This is a genomic window from Gordonia jinhuaensis (assembly GCF_014639795.1).
Lineage (GTDB): Bacteria > Actinomycetota > Actinomycetes > Mycobacteriales > Mycobacteriaceae > Gordonia_B > Gordonia_B jinhuaensis.
This window is the reverse complement of record NZ_BMGC01000008.1, coordinates 121,213-137,076: the sequence shown is the minus strand read 5'-3', so window position 1 is coordinate 137,076 and position 15,864 is coordinate 121,213. Positions and strand designations below refer to the sequence as shown.

General features: G+C 66.4%; 15 protein-coding genes and 3 tRNA genes. 10 read left to right on the top strand and 8 right to left on the bottom strand.

Annotated elements, in window-relative coordinates; translation table 11 throughout:
• Nucleotides 1–104: 104 nt before the first annotated feature.
• Together IEW22_RS08135 and IEW22_RS08130 are read left to right on the top strand one after the other, a co-directional pair.
• Nucleotides 105–193, top strand: a tRNA-Ser gene (locus tag IEW22_RS08135).
• A gap of 81 nt (nt 194–274) precedes the next feature.
• A tRNA-Arg gene (locus IEW22_RS08130) sits at nt 275–347 on the top strand.
• A 57-nt stretch (nt 348–404) separates the two neighbouring features.
• Here IEW22_RS08130 and IEW22_RS08125 read toward each other — a convergent pair.
• The 5 genes from IEW22_RS08125 to gjpA all read right to left on the bottom strand — a co-directional run bounded on the left by IEW22_RS08125 (nt 405) and on the right by gjpA (nt 6,919).
• Entirely contained in the window at nt 405–1,445 is a 1,041-nt protein-coding gene (locus IEW22_RS08125; protein ID WP_188586099.1) for an NAD(P)-dependent alcohol dehydrogenase, read from the bottom strand.
• A gap of 59 nt (nt 1,446–1,504) precedes the next feature.
• Nucleotides 1,505–2,308, bottom strand: coding sequence for an SDR family oxidoreductase (locus tag IEW22_RS08120; protein ID WP_188586098.1), 804 nt, complete (start codon nt 2,306–2,308; stop codon nt 1,505–1,507).
• Nucleotides 2,305–3,969, bottom strand: a complete 1,665-nt coding sequence (locus IEW22_RS08115; RefSeq protein ID WP_188586097.1) for an FAD-binding dehydrogenase — start codon at nt 3,967–3,969, stop codon at nt 2,305–2,307. The genes IEW22_RS08120 and IEW22_RS08115 overlap by 4 nt, the downstream gene beginning before the upstream one ends.
• Before the next feature lie 52 nt (nt 3,970–4,021).
• Nucleotides 4,022–5,158, bottom strand: coding sequence for an NAD(P)/FAD-dependent oxidoreductase (locus IEW22_RS08110; RefSeq protein WP_188586096.1), 1,137 nt, complete (start codon nt 5,156–5,158; stop codon nt 4,022–4,024).
• A gap of 123 nt (nt 5,159–5,281) precedes the next feature.
• Nucleotides 5,282–6,919 (bottom strand): outer membrane porin GjpA, encoded by a 1,638-nt coding sequence (gene gjpA, locus IEW22_RS08105; RefSeq protein ID WP_188586095.1) that lies wholly within the window; start codon nt 6,917–6,919, stop codon nt 5,282–5,284.
• A 313-nt stretch (nt 6,920–7,232) separates the two neighbouring features.
• On the opposite strand from gjpA, the gene IEW22_RS08100 reads away from it, so the two are divergent.
• The gene (locus IEW22_RS08100) at nt 7,233–9,101 is read left to right on the top strand and encodes a fatty acyl-AMP ligase (RefSeq protein ID WP_188586094.1); all 1,869 of its coding nucleotides are present in this window, start codon (nt 7,233–7,235) and stop codon (nt 9,099–9,101) included.
• Here the strand turns inward: IEW22_RS08100 and IEW22_RS08095 are convergent.
• A complete protein-coding gene (locus IEW22_RS08095; RefSeq protein WP_188586093.1) occupies nt 9,086–9,859 on the bottom strand; it encodes a trypsin-like serine peptidase in 774 nt (257 codons plus the stop codon). The two genes, IEW22_RS08100 and IEW22_RS08095, sit on opposite strands and share 16 nt — an antisense overlap.
• A 182-nt stretch (nt 9,860–10,041) precedes the next feature.
• Here IEW22_RS08095 and IEW22_RS08090 point away from each other — a divergent pair, with 182 nt between their 5' ends.
• Nucleotides 10,042–10,668, top strand: a complete 627-nt coding sequence (locus IEW22_RS08090) for a putative glycolipid-binding domain-containing protein (protein ID WP_229742302.1) — start codon at nt 10,042–10,044, stop codon at nt 10,666–10,668.
• A gap of 31 nt (nt 10,669–10,699) precedes the next feature.
• On the opposite strand, the gene IEW22_RS08085 is transcribed toward IEW22_RS08090, so the two are convergent.
• Complete coding sequence (locus IEW22_RS08085) at nt 10,700–11,710, bottom strand: prephenate dehydrogenase (RefSeq protein WP_188586091.1); 1,011 nt, start codon at nt 11,708–11,710, stop codon at nt 10,700–10,702.
• 40 nt (nt 11,711–11,750) lie between these two features.
• Here IEW22_RS08085 and IEW22_RS08080 point away from each other — a divergent pair, with 40 nt between their 5' ends.
• The 5 genes from IEW22_RS08080 (at nt 11,751) to IEW22_RS08060 (ending at nt 13,952) form a co-directional block, all read left to right on the top strand.
• Entirely contained in the window at nt 11,751–12,287 is a 537-nt protein-coding gene (locus tag IEW22_RS08080) for a tRNA adenosine deaminase-associated protein (RefSeq protein WP_188586090.1), read from the top strand.
• 16 nt (nt 12,288–12,303) lie between these two features.
• A complete protein-coding gene (locus tag IEW22_RS08075) occupies nt 12,304–12,771 on the top strand; it encodes a nucleoside deaminase (RefSeq protein WP_188586089.1) in 468 nt (155 codons plus the stop codon).
• A gap of 143 nt (nt 12,772–12,914) precedes the next feature.
• On the top strand, nt 12,915–13,124 hold the full coding sequence (locus tag IEW22_RS08070) for a CsbD family protein (protein WP_188586088.1): 210 nt from the start codon (nt 12,915–12,917) through the stop codon (nt 13,122–13,124).
• Between the two features lie 67 nt (nt 13,125–13,191).
• Nucleotides 13,192–13,279 (top strand) — tRNA-Ser (locus IEW22_RS08065).
• A gap of 124 nt (nt 13,280–13,403) precedes the next feature.
• The gene (locus IEW22_RS08060) at nt 13,404–13,952 is read left to right on the top strand and encodes an MOSC domain-containing protein (RefSeq protein WP_188586087.1); all 549 of its coding nucleotides are present in this window, start codon (nt 13,404–13,406) and stop codon (nt 13,950–13,952) included.
• Nucleotides 13,953–13,987: 35 nt separating this feature from the next.
• On the opposite strand, the gene IEW22_RS08055 is transcribed toward IEW22_RS08060, so the two are convergent.
• Entirely contained in the window at nt 13,988–14,584 is a 597-nt protein-coding gene (locus tag IEW22_RS08055) for a hypothetical protein (protein ID WP_188586086.1), read from the bottom strand.
• Between the two features lie 23 nt (nt 14,585–14,607).
• Between IEW22_RS08055 and tgt the strand changes: the two genes are divergently transcribed.
• Nucleotides 14,608–15,858 (top strand): tRNA guanosine(34) transglycosylase Tgt, encoded by a 1,251-nt coding sequence (gene tgt, locus IEW22_RS08050; protein WP_188586134.1) that lies wholly within the window; start codon nt 14,608–14,610, stop codon nt 15,856–15,858.
• The last annotated feature ends 6 nt before the right edge of the window (nt 15,859–15,864 follow it).

The following is a 15,864-nucleotide window of genomic DNA, read 5'->3' as shown; positions in this document are numbered from 1 at the left end:
AGACTGGTGTCCATCGGTGCTCGCAGGCCGTCTACGAGCGGATTTGCCCCATGACGACGGTCCTGTGTAGCCTTTCTTCTCGGCAGTTCGAAAGGACTCAGCCAGGAGGCGTGCCAGAGCGGCCGAATGGGACTCACTGCTAATGAGTTGTCTCGCTAAAACGGGACCGGAGGTTCAAATCCTCTCGCCTCCGCGCTTGGCAGCCACCTAGTGGCGGCACGCCAGCCACCCGGACAACCGGGTACAACTGGATATGTACAACTGAACAGATCATGCGCTCGTAGCTCAACGGATAGAGCATCTGACTACGGATCAGAAGGTTAGGGGTTCGAATCCCTTCGGGCGCACGTACACCCCGGCGACTTGCAGAGATGCGGTCGCCGGGGTTGTTTTGTCTGTGCCGGTCAGGGGACCACGACGGCGCGACCGCGCAGGTTGTTGGCGGCCAGTCGCCGATAAGCCTCCACGCCGTCGTCGAGGGAGAACGTCTCCAGCGCCACGTCGACCACACCATTGTGAGCGAGGTCGATGACCTCCAGCAGCTCGGTCCGTGCACCCCAGTACGGCGAGCGCACCGAGACCTCATGCGGCTGAGCCCAATAGCCCACCTTGGCCGTTGCCGAGCCGTCGCCGAGGCCGACGATCGTCACATCGCCGAGTGTGCCCACCACACCCATCGCGATGTCGATGGTCGGCTGGTATCCGACGAAGTCGAATACTGCCGTGACACCGTCTTTCCCGACGATCTTGCGCACGTTGTCCACGGCATCGGAATCGCTGAGCACGGCCTCGTGTGCACCGACGGATTTGGCGAAATCGAGTTTGTTCTGCGTGACGTCGAGCGCGATCACCTGCGCGGGGGACAGGTGGCGCAGCATCTGGATTGCGACGTGTCCGAGCCCGCCCGAACCGATCACCACGGCGGTCGAACCGCCGACCAGTTTCGGTAGCGACGCCTTGATCGCGTGATAGGGAGTGAGGCCCGCGTCGGTGAGGGACACGGTGCTCACCGGATCGAGATCGCCGATCGGCACGAGATGTCGGGGATCGTCGACGATCATGTATTCGGCCATCGCTCCGGGAGCCCCCAGACCGGGCGGATAGATCTTGAGTTCTTCGGCTTTGGAGCAGTAATTCTCCAGACCCTGCGAACAGAACCGGCACACACCGCATCCCCACGGCCCGTAGACCACCACCGAGGTGCCCTCGGTCACCGAGTCGACACCGGAGCCGACCTCGGCGACCACACCGGCGCCCTCATGGCCGAGGGTCATCGGTAGGTCGAAACCCAGGGCGCCCGGTGGAGCGTTGAGTACGAAGTCGTCGGAATGGCATGCACCGGCCGCCGTCACCTTCAGCAACACCTGGCCTGGTCCGGGCGAGGGTTTGTCGACCTCCCGGAGCTCTGGCTCTGCCTGTGCTTTCACCATCTGGATGGCCTTCATGGACACGCTCCTCGCCGTTCGACTACGGTTTCGTCCCCCTGACCTCCTTCATACCCGCTTCAGCGGCGCAGCCCGAACATCCTGGCCGACACCTTCTCCAGCACGGTGTCGGGAACGAGGCGTTTGAGAGTGAAGACGATCGGTGCGTTACTGCCGACGGCGTAAAGCGGTTTGGGCTTGTCGGCTTCGATCGCTGAGACGATCGTGCGGGCGACCTGCTCGGGGCCGATGCCGGTGGATTCCTTGTGGTCGAGCGCAGCGATCACCGTCTCGAAGTCGGTGCGGTAGACCGAGTCGGGACGGATGTACTTCGTGCGACGCGAGCTGATGCCGGTGTTGATCGAGCCCGGTTCCACGGTGGTGATGTGCACGCCGTAGGGGGTGACCTCCGTGCGGGCGCTGGTGGCGAATCCCTTGATCGCCGCTTTGGTCGCGGCGTAGGAGGATCGGAAGGCGACGGGGAAACTGGCGAGCATCGAGCCGACCATCACCACCCGGCCGTACCGGCGTTCGCGCATACCCGGCAAGACGAGTTGGGTGAGTTTCACCGGGCCGAACACGTTGAGCGCGAACACATGCTCGATTGCATCGGCTGGGAGTTCTTCGAGTGGGCCGCACTGGCTCTCACCGGCGTTGTTGACCAGTATGTCGACACCGCCGGCGGCCTCGGCGCAGGCACGGATGCTCGCGTCGTCGGCCAGATCCAGTGCCAGGTACTCCACGCCGGGAACCCGCGACCCGCTGCTCAGCGACTCGGGGTCGCGGCTTGTCCCGATCACCCGGTAGCCGCGAGCGACCAGAAGACGCGCCACCTCGCGTCCGATACCCGAGGAGGCGCCGGTGACCAGCGCGGTGCGGCTCACGCCAGATCCCTTGCCAGTGCGCGACCAGCGGCCCGGCCGGAGAAGATGCAGCCGCCGAGGAAGGTCCCCTCCAGGGCGTTGTAGCCGTGTACTCCGCCGCCGCCGAATCCGGCGACCTCACCGGCCGCGTAGAGGCCGTCGAATGCGCTGCCGTCGGGACGCATCACCTGCGAGTCGAGATTCGTCTCGAGTCCGCCCAGTGTCTTGCGCGACAGGATGTTGAGCCGCACGGCGATCAGCGGACCGTGATCGGGATCGAGGAGTCGGTGGGGTTTCGCGACGCGAACCACCTTGTCGCCGAGGAAGGCTCGTGCGTTGTTGATCGCCATGATCTGCGCGTCTTTGGCGAATTTGTTGACCACCTGGGCATCACGCGCGCTGATCTCGCGTTCGATGTCCTTGAGGTCCAGTGCCGGTCCGCGAGTGATCTTGTTCATCCCGTCGACCAGTTCGTGCAGGGTGTCGGCGACCACGAAATCCTCGCCGCGGTCGAGGAATGCCTGAACCGGACCGGGCGCCCCCTTGGCCAACCGGCTCTTCGCCGCGAATCGCAGGTCCTTGCTGGTGATGTCGGGGTTCTGCTCGGATCCCGACAGCGCGAACTCCTTCTCCACGATGGAGCGGGTGAGGATGAACCAGGAGTAGTCGTAACCGGTGGCCAGAATCGCCTTCATCGTCGAATTGGTGTCGAAGCCGGGGAAATTCGGTGCGTCGAAACGCTTTCCGGTCGCATCGAGCCACAGTGAGGACGGGCCGGGGATGATCCGGATGGCGTGATGCGGCCAGATCGGATCCCAGTTGGTGATGCCCTCGGTGTAATGCCACATACGATCCCGGTTGACGATGCTCGCGCCGGCATCCTCGGAGATGCCGAGCATCCGACCGTCGACATGTGCCGGGACACCGGCGATCATGTGCTCGGGCGCGGGACCGAGGCGTTCGGTGGGCCAATTGCGGCGGATGAGGTCGAAGTTGTGGCCGATACCGCCGGAGGTGACGATCACCGCCTGCGCACGGAAGTCGAAGTCGCCGATCACTTCTCGACTTGAGGCAACACCTCGGGGAAGGTCGGTGGATGCCAGGGTCGCGCCGCGCACGCCGACGGCGGCGCCGTCGGCGACCACGACCTCGTCGACCCGGTGGCGGAAGGCGAAGGTCACCAGACCGCGCCGTTCGGCATCGAGAACGGGTTCGGCGAACACCCGGACCACCTCGGGGCCGGTGCCCCAGGTCAGATGGAATCGCGGCACCGAGTTGCCGTGACCGTCGGCGCGGCCGTCACCGCGCTCGGCCCAGCCGACCACGGGTGTGATGCGCAGCCCGAGATCATGCAGGTACTGCCGCTTCTCGCCGGCGGCGAAGTCGACGTAGGCGCGCGCCCATTGGCGCGGCCAGTAGTCCTCGCGATCACGATCGAAGCCAGCCGAACCCAACCAATCGCGCAGCGCCAGCTCGTGGGAGTCCTTGATGCCCAGCCGTCGCTGTTCAGGACTGTCGACGAGGAACAATCCGCCCAGCGACCAGAACGCCTGACCGCCGAGATTGTTGCGATTCTCCTGGTCGACGACGAGTACGCGCTTGCCTGCCTGGGTCAGCTCGTAGGTGGCCACGAGGCCTGCGAGGCCCGCTCCGACGACGATCACATCGTGTTCGACCGGCATGTGTTCTCATCCCCTTGTCCGCGAGATCGAACCACCATGTCCGATCATGTGATCAGGGTAACGAACGCTGCGGACTCAGGGCTGCGGCATCAAGTCCCTTGTCGGTGACGTAGTCGGGGAGCGCGTCGCCCCGGACCAGCGCCGCAGCCACGTCGGAGAGCGCAGCGCACGTCTGAATCCCGTAACCGCCCTGCCCGGCACACCAGAAGAAGCCGTCGGCGTTCTCGTCGTAGCCGATCACCGGGGTGCGGTCGGCGACGAAGCTGCGCAGTCCGGCCCACGGTGTGAGTACGCGCCGGGTGTCGAGTGTGGTGTACTCGCCGATCGCCTCGAGCGCCTTGGCGATGTCGAGATCCTCGGGTTTCGCGTCGACCGGTTCGCTGGGCGTCTCGTCAGCCGGAGAACAGAGCAGCTGTGCGGTCTCGGGTTTGACGTAGAAGGTCTCGTCGACATCGGAGACGGTCGGGATGTCGCGCAGATCCAGTCCGGTCGGGGCGGGGAGCATGAATGCGGTGCGGCGCAACGGCATCAGGCCGATCGTGGTTGCACCGGCAAGGTCCCCGATCACGTCGGCCCACGCACCGGCCGCATCGACCACCACCGGCGCGCTGCGGCGATTGCCGTTGCCGTCGGTGGCCGTCCACAGATCGCCGGAGTGCGAGAGATCGACCACCCCGAATCCGGTCTCGATCACCGCTCCGGCAGCCTTCGCGCCGCGCACGAATCCCTGATGGAGCGCGTGGACGTCGATGTCGGCGGCATCAGGGTCATACATCGCGGCCTCGACGCGGTCGGCGCGCAAGAACGGGATGAGGTCACCGGCCTGCTCGGGCGTGATCAGCGTCGCCGATTCGTTGAGCACTCGGGTGTCCTCATAGAGCGCGCGCACCGCGTCGCCGCGGCCGAGGCCCGCGATGTCGATCGATCCGCGTCGGGTCAATATCGGGCGGTCGAAACCCTCAGGCGGGTCGGTCAAGAACGGCTTGCTTGCCACCGTGAGCGCTCGGATCGGTGCGTTGCCAAAGGATTCGAGGTACAGAGCCGCCGAGCGACCGGTGGTGTGATAAGCCAGTGTTGGCTCACGTTCGATCAGTCGTACGGTTCTGTCGGCGGCCAGTCGATAGGCCAGCGACACGCCGGCGATACCGCCGCCGATCACGAGTACGTCAGATGTGGTGGAGGTCGTCACCGGCACATCTTAGGTCCGCTCGAGCGGCTGAGAGCGCCGTCGACATCAGCGTGGGCATCCAGTTCCCCCGCAGGCGGGGGCGTTCGGCTCGATGACTCGAGCCGAACGCCCCTCGGCCAGTTGTTATGCGGCCGCTGTCGACACCGCAGACGTCGACGCGGATGTGTCGGCGGTCGACGCTCCGGATGTGCTGTCGGACTTGGTGTCTGACGATGCCGCCGTACTCGGTGCAGTATCCGAGGAAGTACTCGGCGAAGAAGTACTCGCCGACGACGCATCGGTGGTGGCGGGGGTGTCGGGGGCCGGGGTGGCATCCGAACTGGCTGCCTCGGTGGCCGGTGCGCTATCCGATGCGGTGGCTCCCGCTGGTGCGGCGGTCTGCTCGCTCGTGACCGGGGTGCTGGGTGCCGGGGTGCTCGCCGGTGCGGACTCGACGGGAGCCGATTCGCTGGTCGTCGAGACAGCAGAAACCGCTTGCACGGCGGTGCTCACCGGTGCAGCGGGAGTCGCATCGCTGCGCGCAGCCGTTGTTGCAGCGGCAGTGTCGTCAGCCGGCGTGCCGGTCTCGGTGGACCCTTCGGATGCCGTGGAACCGGTGTCGGTGACGATCGACGACAACCAGTCGTGCAGTGCGCTCACCACGTCGGCGCCGCCGGTCGGCGTGGTCAGCGTCGGGAACTGAATCCCGGCAAGCGGCGGAACGGGCTTGCCGTTCTTGCCATCCCACTGGTCGCCGAGGAGTGCGCCGACAGTCTGGGCCAGGCCTTCCATGGCGCCGATGGGTCCGATGCCCTGTCCGGGAATGTTCAGTGTGATCGGGAAACCGAGAGCATCGGTGGTGACGTTCATCCCGATGCTGTTGAAGATCGAGCCGCCGGGAGCCTGGATGTTCCCGACATTGCCGCCCATCTCGTATTTGTCGCGACCGATGGCGCCGGTGCTCAGCAAACCCCCGAAGGCGATGTCGAGTGCGTTGATGGTGGTCCCGGTGCCGAGTGCGCCCGAATCGTTCAGGATCGGGGCCAGTGCGTCGAGGTTGAGGGTTGCGCCGTTGAAGAAGGCGTTGATCACATTCGCCGGAGTGTCCCAGACGTCGGCGAACGCCGCCCCGGCATCACCGGCACCGATGGCAGCCGCGATCGCGAACGCGCTGTTGAGGATCGCGACTGCCGGGCTGACAACCGGTCCGACCAACCCCATCAGCATGCCGCTGACCGGCGAGGCGAGAACGTTGAGTACGGACTTCACCAGGTCGGGGTCCAGTGCACCGCCGGACGGTAACAGCCCGGGAATCTGCTGGAGAAGGAGATTGTGGAGGCCATCGACGCTGTGGGTGGTGACAGCGTCGGTGGTGTCCTTGTCGGCCCCGATCAGCGTGACCCCGGTGATCACAGAGGTGAAGTTCTTGCTGATCTGGTCGAGAACGGTGTTCAGGCTCGACGGGTCGTTGAGCACCTGATTGAGGTAGCGCGACTGGTTGAGGATGATCTGCTGTAGCGGCAGTCCTGGGGCCAGTAGAAAGTTGTCGAGAAGCGTCGACGCGTTTTTCGAGGTGTTGTTGAGCGCATTGACGTAGGACGCCAGCGGCTGCCACTCGGTGGTCGAGGCTACCGGCGCCGGGGTGGCGGTAGCAGCGACTGCGGTGTTCATCGCCGGCATGAGCGCAACGGCGCCCGCGCCGAGAAGTGCTGCGCCGGTGGTGATCAGCGGTCGGCGGTGTGATTCCTTCACGTCGGCAGCGACGGAGGGTGAACGGTGCACGGGGTCTCCTAGTTCGAGCATGTGGGAAGCGAACGCATCTGGCGGAATTGCGACTGAGTTGATGATTCAACGCAAGCTGAACGTAGCCTGAGAGCCTGGTCTCGAAATGCGGTTTCGCAGATTTCTTCTCAAAACAAAGTTTCTTGGACGGGAGTGCGCAATCCGATCTGTCGGACACCTCGTTTCCGATAGCATCTACCGAATGCCCGTGGTGTGGCATAACGATGACGATCGGTCATGTTGTGGTTCAACATGATTCGGATGGAGGCGGCGTCTCGACCAGAGGCGGCTGTCGGGTGGGAGATGGGCGGCGATGGCAAAACACTCGCGACGGACTGAGTACACACTGGTGGATGTTCTACGCAATCGTGCTCAGGTCCTCGGCGACAAAGTCGCGTTCACCTTCTCCTACGACGGCGACGGCGTGGATGAGGTGACGCTCACCTTCGCTGAACTCGACCGGCGCGCTCGTGCCATTGCGGCCGACCTGACCGGCCACGGCGCGGCCGGCGAGCGGGTTCTGGTGCTCTGCCGTCCGGGCCTCGATCACATCGCCGGATTCTTCGGCTGTCTGTATGCCGGGGCCGTCGCCGTCCCGGTTCACGAGCGCCTCGCGCCGAGGTTGTCGGCGGTGGTCCCCGACGCCCGCGCCCGCCTCGCACTCGGTGTCACGCAGACGCATTCGGAGATCATGACCGCACTCGACGCCCTCGACGAAGGACGAGACTTGGTGTGGGGACTGATGGATGCACCGGCCGGCGACCCTGACGCGTGGTCGCCGCCGGTCGTCGACGACACCACCACGGCGATGATCCAGTACACATCGGGTTCGACGACGACGCCGAAAGGTGTTGTGCTGAAACACCTCAATCTGATCGACAACATGGAATCGATCCGCGAGTCCTGGCAGGGTACAGATGCGGACATCGCCTGCCTGTGGTTGCCGTCCCATCACGACATGGGTCTCATCGGCGGTGTGCTGTCGATGGTCTACCTCGGGTGTACCGCGCATCTGATGTCTCCCACGTCATTCGTGAAGCGGCCGATGCGCTGGATGGAGGCACTGTCGCGACGCGGCGCCACCTACACCGTCGCACCCGATTTCGCTTACCAGATGTGCGTCGAGAACAGCACTCCGGACGAGCGTGCGGCACTGGATCTCTCGCATCTGAGAACCGCGATGAACGGTGCCGAACCGGTGCGGGCGGGAACATTGAGCGCCTTCGCCGAGGCCTTCGCCGTCGCCGGTTTCGACCCCGGGGCATTCGAGCCTGTCTACGGCCTCGCCGAGGCCACCCTGCTCGTGTCGGGCGGATCAGATCAGGCGGCACCGAAGGTCATGCACATCGACCGCACCGCTCTGGCTGCCGATGAGATCGTCGAGACCGAACCCGGTGAGCACAGCATGGCCATCGTGTCGTGCGGCCGGCTGCGCGGTGGTGCGGCGCTCATCGTCGACCCGGTGACCCAACGCCGCTGCGGCGACGGCGACATCGGCGAGATCTGGTGGGCGGCAAGTTCTGTGGGCCAGGGATACTGGGGCAGGCCGGAGTCGACCGAGCAGACGTTCGGTGCGTTCGTCGACAGCCCAGACAACTTCGACAGTCCCGATGGCTCTGACGACTCCGAGGCGCCGTGTCTACGCACCGGTGATCTCGGGTTTCTCCGTGCGGGTGAGTTGTACGTTGCCGGGCGGTGCAAAGACCTGATCGTCATCCGTGGCGGACACCACTACCCGCACGAGATCGAGCACACCGCACTGGCGGTGCATCCGGGGTTGTTGACCGGACGGGCCGCCGCATTCGCCTTCACCCCGGGTGTGCGGCAGGTCGAACAGTTGGTGGTGGTTGTCGAGGCCGACCGCGCGAAGGTCGACCCGGCTGAGCATGACACCGTTCTCGAGACCATCCACGAGCGTGTCGCACAACGTTTCGGCCTGCAGGTGCATTCGGTGCTGGTGGTGGAACCGATGTCCATCCCGACCACCTCCAGCGGCAAGATCCAGCGGGGGGAGTGCAGGAGGCGTTTCCTCGCCGGCGAGCTCGCGCCGGTGGCGACTCGCCGGCCGGCAACGGCAGCAGACGACATCGCCGCCGCCCGACAGTTCGACCAGGCGCAGGCCGCAGCCGAATTCGTGCGGGCGGCACTGGCCTCGCGGTCGCAGCGTCAGCCGCAGCTCTGAGGGGCCGATGCGCTGAGTACATCGCCGCGGGTGGCGGAGTCGGCCCGCGCGACCAGCCGCGTGGTGTCGGCGCCGAATTCCGGTGTGTAAGAGACGGCGTCGATACACCCGCCCTGTTCGAATCCACCGATCAGCCCAACCACCACTCCACGGTCGGTGACCCACGGGGATCCGCTGGTGCCGTTGGGGAGTCCGTTGCAGTCGATCGCGGCGATCGAGTTCTGATAGCGGACGCGGGTGGTGCAGCGCTGCTGCGGGTCGTCGACGCCGGCGGGATAGCCCATGATGTGGACGGTGGTGTCGGCCTTCGGTGCCGAACCGAGGTGCAGCCCGCCGCCCACCACTCTCGACAGACGTGATCTCGTCCCGGCCGGCGGCGCGACACGCAGGACTGCGTAATCGTGGTCGATGTCGAAGGACTCGTTCCACTGCGGCGAGACGAACACATCGGTCACCCGCCACACGCCGTGTGGTGCGGCGCCTTTGGCGTATCCCGGGGTGAAGTACATCGGTGTGCCGTCGGTGGGAAGGCAGTGCGCGGCGGTCATCACCAGATCGCCCGACCGGCTGGCGACGACGAATCCGGTGCAGTCGTGGCGGACATTGTCGCCGAAGAACAGTGCGCCGACCCGGTGATCGGCGTCGGATGCGGTGGCGTGCGGAGACTTGCCGACCATCCCGAGTCCGATCGCGGTGATCGCGGCGACGAGTACCGCGATCGCCGCCAGCGCTACCAGCACCGGTGCTCTGCGCACCACCGGACCTCCAGCTCGTCGATTCTCCGCGCACCTCGAGCCGGAGCGGGCGGGGTCGGTGGCGCGTGACGAGGTCGTTTTTACCCGGTTGCGCGACGTGCTGCCACACGAACGCGGTGCCGGATTTGCCCGCTTATCCGGACTCGTCTGGTGGTCGGGGCGACCGGTCTCCTATGTTTGATGACGTGAGTTCACCAGACACCCCTGTCGAAGTCGGCGAGCAGACGTCCGGCAGCGACGACGCGTCGTCGGAGCTGAAGACCATCTTCACCTGGAAAGGTGTCGATGCGCAGCGCCTCGAGCAGGTCCGCGTGATGACCAACGGCCTGCGTCTCAAGGCCAGCGGACAGATCATCGCGGCCGGCACCGACGACCATGAGCCGTTCAGCGCCTCCTACGACCTGCTGACCAACGAACTCGGCGTCACGCGGCGACTGTCGATCATGTTGACGCGGGTATCGGGGGAGACGCAGATCTCGATCACCCGCGACGCCGAGCGCAACTGGCTGATCCAGACGCCCAACGGGGTCGAGCACGGCGACTTCGGTGGTGCCGAGGACGTGGACCTGGCGCTGAGCCCGTTCTTCAACGCGCTGCCGATCCGCCGCAACGCCCTGCACCGCAGCCCCGGTGAACTCGACGTTCCGGTTGTCTACATCCATCTCCCGGAGTGGCGGGTGGAACCCAACGTCATGCAGTACACGTCCTCGGCCTCCGGCGTCGCGGTGATCTCGCCGATCGCCTCCTCGACACTGACGGTCGACACCAACGGGTTCGTCATCGACTACCCGGGTCTGGCGACGCGGATCTGAGCCAGCCCGGTGTGAGCCGGTCAGCGCCGGTTCACGCGGTCTGCTGACCGGTCCACACGCGTCCGTCGAGTGCCTGCGCACGCAGCTGCGCCTGCCATCCCGGCGACCCGATCTGCACACCACTGATCGGCCGCGGTTGTGCTGCGGAGAGTTCCTCCCAGCGCAGTCGCGCGCGGTGGCCGTCGTTGATCAGCGTCTCGACACTGCCCCGGTCGCGCAGTTCGTCGCGTGCGGCGACGAGCCGGTCGATGGTCTCGCTGAGGCTGTTGAGCAGTGCCATCCGATTGGCCTCGAGCATCGCGCGCTGCAGTTCGGGTGCGGTGGCCGCGACCCGCGTGCCGTCGCGGAAGCTCCCCGCCGCCAGGTGCAGCGCCAGATCCCCGTCGCCCGCGCCGACGGCCGCGGTGACCGCCGCGGTCAGGTGGGGCAGATGTGAAATTGCGGCCACCGCGCGGTCGTGTTCGTCGGATGCCACCGGGATGACGTCCGAGCCGACGTCGAGCGCCAGACGTGCGACCCGCGCCCAGGTGGCCGGGTCGGCAGAGTCGTCGGTGGCGATCGCCCACACGGCGCGGGTGAACAGGTCGGTCTGACCGGCCGCCCATCCCGACTGTGCGGTACCGGCCATCGGATGTCCGCCGACATACCGCTGACCGGGGGCGTGCCGGGCCATCGCACGCGCGACCTGCTGTTTCACCGAGATCACGTCGGTCACCGCGCAGTCGGGTGCCTGGCCGTGCACCACGGGAATCACTTCGTCGAGCGCGGTCACCGGGGTGGCGAGCACAATGAGCGCGTCGTCGGCCGCGGCTCGTTCCACCACGTCGGCAAGGTCGGCGCCGGCGTCGAAGCCCTCGTCGAGTGCCGAGGAGACCGTTTCGGCGCTGCGGTTGTAGCCGTACACCCGCCATCCCGCGGCACTGGCCGCGCGCATCAGTGACCCGCCGATCAGGCCTAATCCCAGGATCGCGAGGGTGTCGGATGCCGGGGCGGACGGGGCGTCAGTCGGGTCAACGGTCGTCACCGATCCAGCCTGGCACATCGGACTTGGGAGAACCCGCTCGGTGTCCTAATGTGACCCCATGAGTGGTGGAGTCGAGCGCTCGGCGGACACGGATAGCGATACCGAGCAGCTGGATGGGTTCGCTGTTGCGGTGGTGCATGAGGACGGGGCCTGGGCGGTCTCGTCGCTGGATTCGAGCGCTCTGACCAGCCTGGCCGACGCCGAGCGTCAGTTGCGGGACCGGCGCAGCGCCGGTGCGATGTTCGGGCTCCTCGATGTCGACGACGAGTTCTTCGTGGTGATCCGCCCCGCACCCGCCGGAGCACGGCTGCTGGTTTCGGATGCGACCGCGGCGATCGACTACGACATCGCTGCCGACGTCCTCGACGAGCTGCACGTCGACATCCCCGACATCGATCCCGACGATCTCGACGATGTGGAGCCGTGGGGGGAGGGCGATGCCGGCATTCTCGCCGATCTGGGCCTTCCCGAGCCCGTGATGAGCGTGATCATCGGCGACACCGATCTGTATGCCGACGAACAACTCGGCATGATCGCCGCGCGACTCGGATTCGCCGACGAACTGTCGACTGTGCTCGACGCGCTCGGTCACTGATACGGCCCGATCACCGATGGGGATGCGGCGCTCCGATGAGGCCCTGATCGGGGCGGCGATCGAGGCCGCGACCTCGGCGTCGCCGCTCGACGTGCCGATCGGTGCGGTGGTCGTCGGTCCCGACGGTACCGAACTGGCCCGTGCGCACAATGCGCGCGAGGAGCTCGGCGACCCGACCGCGCATGCGGAGATTCTCGCCCTGCGCAGGGCCGCGCAGGTGTACGGCGACGGTTGGCGGCTGGAAGGCGTCACCATCGCGGTCACCCTCGAGCCGTGCACCATGTGCGCCGGTGCGATCGTCGCGGCCCGCGTCCATCGGCTCGTGTTCGGGGCATGGGAACCCAAGACGGGTGCGGTGGCCTCGCTGTGGGATGTGGTGCGCGATCGCCGTAACACCCATCGCCCCGAGGTTCGTGGGGGGATTCGGGAGGCCGAATGTGGGCAACTCCTCATCGACTTTTTCGCGCGACACCGGCAAACCTGACATTTCCGGTGGTGCGGATCGGCGGATGTGGCAGCGTGGTGTCAGGCGGTGCGAACCGCCGGTAGTTGCGGCCACGGGGGTCGGCTCGTCCGAGCCTGAAGAAGCGAACTGGCCGGGATCCGTTTACGAGCGAGGAGCGTGCCATGGGCGCCACTGACGACGCACAGAACAAGGCCGAAGACCTGAAGGGTCGTGGCAAGGAAGCTGCGGGGAGCCTCACCGGCGACGACGACCTCAAGAACGAGGGCAAGGGCGATCAGGCACAGGCCGACGCCAAGCAGAAGGTCTCCGACGCCGCAGACGCGGTCAAGGACAAGGTCGACGACATCAAGAACAAGCTCACCGGCCACTGAGCACTCGAAAATAGGTGCTGAGCTGCTGATTTAAGGCTCGGGGCGCCCCTGCGGTACAGTCTTTCGCGGTGGCGTGTCCGAGCGGCCGAAGGTGCAGCACTCGAAATGCTGTGTGCGGTAACCCCGTACCGGGGGTTCAAATCCCCCCGCCACCGCCGGTGAGAACACCCTCCCGTCCATCCGGACGGGAGGGTGTTCTGCGTTGTGGTGACTTCTGTGTTGTGGTGACCTGCCGCTGCATCGGGGACGGGAACGTCTGGTGGCATCCTTGAGGGCGAGATGATGCACGAGTACCCGTTCGAGATCGAGCTCCTGCTCGTCTCACCCGCCCATGCCTACTTCGGTCGGCCCAAGGACGGGCCCGCGTCGCAGGTGCCGACGTCGCTGCCCGATCGGGTCGAGTTGGTCGCCGACAAGGGAATCCGCGGTGATCGATTCTTCGGCGTCCGTGCCCACACCGAGGCGGCAGTCACCTTGCTGGCGCTCGAGGCGTGGCAGGCCGCCGCCGGTGACGTCGACCCGGCGGTGAGTCGGCGCAACATCGTGGTCCGAGGTCTGGAACTCGATCCGTTGCGTGGGCGTGAGTTCGAGATCTGCGCGGGTGGTGAGTGGGTGCGGCTGCGAGGCGGTCGCCCGGCCCATCCGTGTTCGTGGATGGATGCGATGGCCGGTGAGGGGACGCGCAAGGCGCTGATCGGCCGCGGCGGGCTGCGCGCACAGCCGCTGTCGTCGGGACAGTTGCACCTGGGGCCGGCGTTGATCCGTACCGACGTCGAACTCGATGCGGCTCGTGCTGCCGATCAGGTTCGGCGCGCCCAGCCGCTGTGAGAACTCACATGCCCTGAGAACTCACTCGACGGGACTCACTGGGAGACGAAGCCGAAGGTGTCGTCGCCGCGCGAGCAGTTCGCGAGCACCCCGACGGTCTCCGACGGTCCGCACTGCCAGCCGTCCACGGTTTCGTTGCGCGCCAAGGCGATCCGCGGTCCGAAGGCACGCGCCACAGGCATCACCTGGGCGCATGTCGCGGTGCCCTCGACGATGACCACCCGCAACGCCCCCTCGGGCCCACCGGCTTCACCGCAGCGCCTCCCGGCGATGGTCGGTGACTGCCGCGACGCCGGGATCGACGTCGCCGGCGGGAGTCGCGGGCCCGCGACGGTGGTGGCGTCGTCCCGATCGGGTGCGGCCGAGGGCGCGCCCGGAGCGTCCGTGGTCGTCGCCGCGCTCGTAGCCGGTGCCGCAGCGGTCGAGGTGGCCGGCGCCGACGCCGTCGAATCGTCGCCGCATGCGCTCAGCGCCAGTGCACCGCCGCCCACCGCGGCCACCAGCCCCACACGGGTCGCGGTGCGGATTGCCCGGTGAAAGCACATGGCCTCACCGTAACCGCGGAGCCGGGCGGGCAGGCCGTCGGTGGGGGTGTGTCGGTCGATGGGATGATGGTCGCGTGAGTAGTGCACGCCAGCCGGACGCCCCCACCTCGATCGAACCCGTTCGACCCGATCGGGGCTACACGGTGGGTACGCGGCTGGAGGGCACCCTCGGCCGCACCGGGACGATCCACACCCCGCACGGCGACATCGCCACCCCGGCGTTCGTCCCGGTGGGCACCAAGGCGACAGTCAAGACGGTGCTGCCAGAGTCGATCGCCGATGTCGGTGCGCAGGCGGTGCTGGCCAACGCCTATCACCTGTATCTGCAGCCGGGCTCCGACATCATCGACGAGGCCGGTGGCCTCGGTGCGTTCATGAACTGGCGCGGGCCCACCTACACAGACAGCGGCGGATTCCAGGTGATGTCGCTGGGCGCGGGTTTCAAGAAGGTCATCGCGATGGACATCGCCACCGCGCAGGATGACGCGAAGATCGCCGAGGGCAAAGAACGTCTCGCCCACGTCGACGACGACGGGGTGACCTTCAAATCCCATCTGGACGGCTCGACGCACCGGTTCTCCCCGGAAATCTCCATGCGGATCCAGCATGAGCTCGGTGCCGACATCATCTTCGCTTTCGACGAACTCACCACACTCATGAACACCCGTGAGTACCAGGTGAATTCGCTCGAGCGCACCCGGTTGTGGGCGATCCGCTGCCTGGCTGCCCACAATGAGCTCACCCGTGCGCGCGGACATCGTCCGCCGCAGTCGCTGTGGGGTGTGCTGCAGGGCGCGCACTATGAAGACCTGCGCCGCAAGGCAGCTCGCGACCTCACCGCCATCAGCGCAGAGGATCAGGCGCAGGGCGGACGCGGTTTCGGCGGCTTCGGGATCGGTGGTGCGCTCGAGAAGCAGAACCTAGGGACCATCGTGGGCTGGGTGAACGAGGAACTGCCCGAGGACAAGCCGAAACATCTGCTCGGGATCAGCGAACCTGACGACATCTTCACCGCCATCGAGAACGGTGTGGACACCTTCGACTGCGTCTCCCCGTCACGGGTCGCCCGCAACGGAGCGGTGTACACCCTCGACGGTCGGGTCAACATCACCAACAGTCGGTTCAAGCGCGACTTCCGGCCCATCGACCCCGAGATCGTGAACTACACAACGCACTACACGCGCGCCTATCTCCATCACCTGTTCAAGGCGAAGGAGGGGCTGGCCGCGACGCTGTGCACGATCCACAACGAGTACTTCATCGTCACGCTGGTGGCCCGCGCCCGCCAGGCGATCATCGACGGTGACTATGCGGAGTACCGCGACGAGTTCCTCGGGCGCTATTACGCCGGACGCGCCTAGGTCTCA

What these genes read in the sequence shown, in the direction of transcription:
- IEW22_RS08125 (WP_188586099.1), bottom strand. Translation starts at nt 1,445, where the DNA reads ATGAAGGCCATCCAGATGGTGAAAGCACAGGCAGAGCCAGAGCTCCGG.
- IEW22_RS08115 (WP_188586097.1), bottom strand. Translation starts at nt 3,969, where the DNA reads ATGCCGGTCGAACACGATGTGATCGTCGTCGGAGCGGGCCTCGCAGGC.
- IEW22_RS08100 (WP_188586094.1), top strand. Translation starts at nt 7,233, where the DNA reads ATGGCAAAACACTCGCGACGGACTGAGTACACACTGGTGGATGTTCTA.
- IEW22_RS08085 (WP_188586091.1), bottom strand. Translation starts at nt 11,710, where the DNA reads ATGTGCCAGGCTGGATCGGTGACGACCGTTGACCCGACTGACGCCCCG.
- IEW22_RS08080 (WP_188586090.1), top strand. Translation starts at nt 11,751, where the DNA reads ATGAGTGGTGGAGTCGAGCGCTCGGCGGACACGGATAGCGATACCGAG.
- IEW22_RS08075 (WP_188586089.1), top strand. Translation starts at nt 12,304, where the DNA reads ATGGGGATGCGGCGCTCCGATGAGGCCCTGATCGGGGCGGCGATCGAG.
- IEW22_RS08070 (WP_188586088.1), top strand. Translation starts at nt 12,915, where the DNA reads ATGGGCGCCACTGACGACGCACAGAACAAGGCCGAAGACCTGAAGGGT.
- IEW22_RS08060 (WP_188586087.1), top strand. Translation starts at nt 13,404, where the DNA reads ATGATGCACGAGTACCCGTTCGAGATCGAGCTCCTGCTCGTCTCACCC.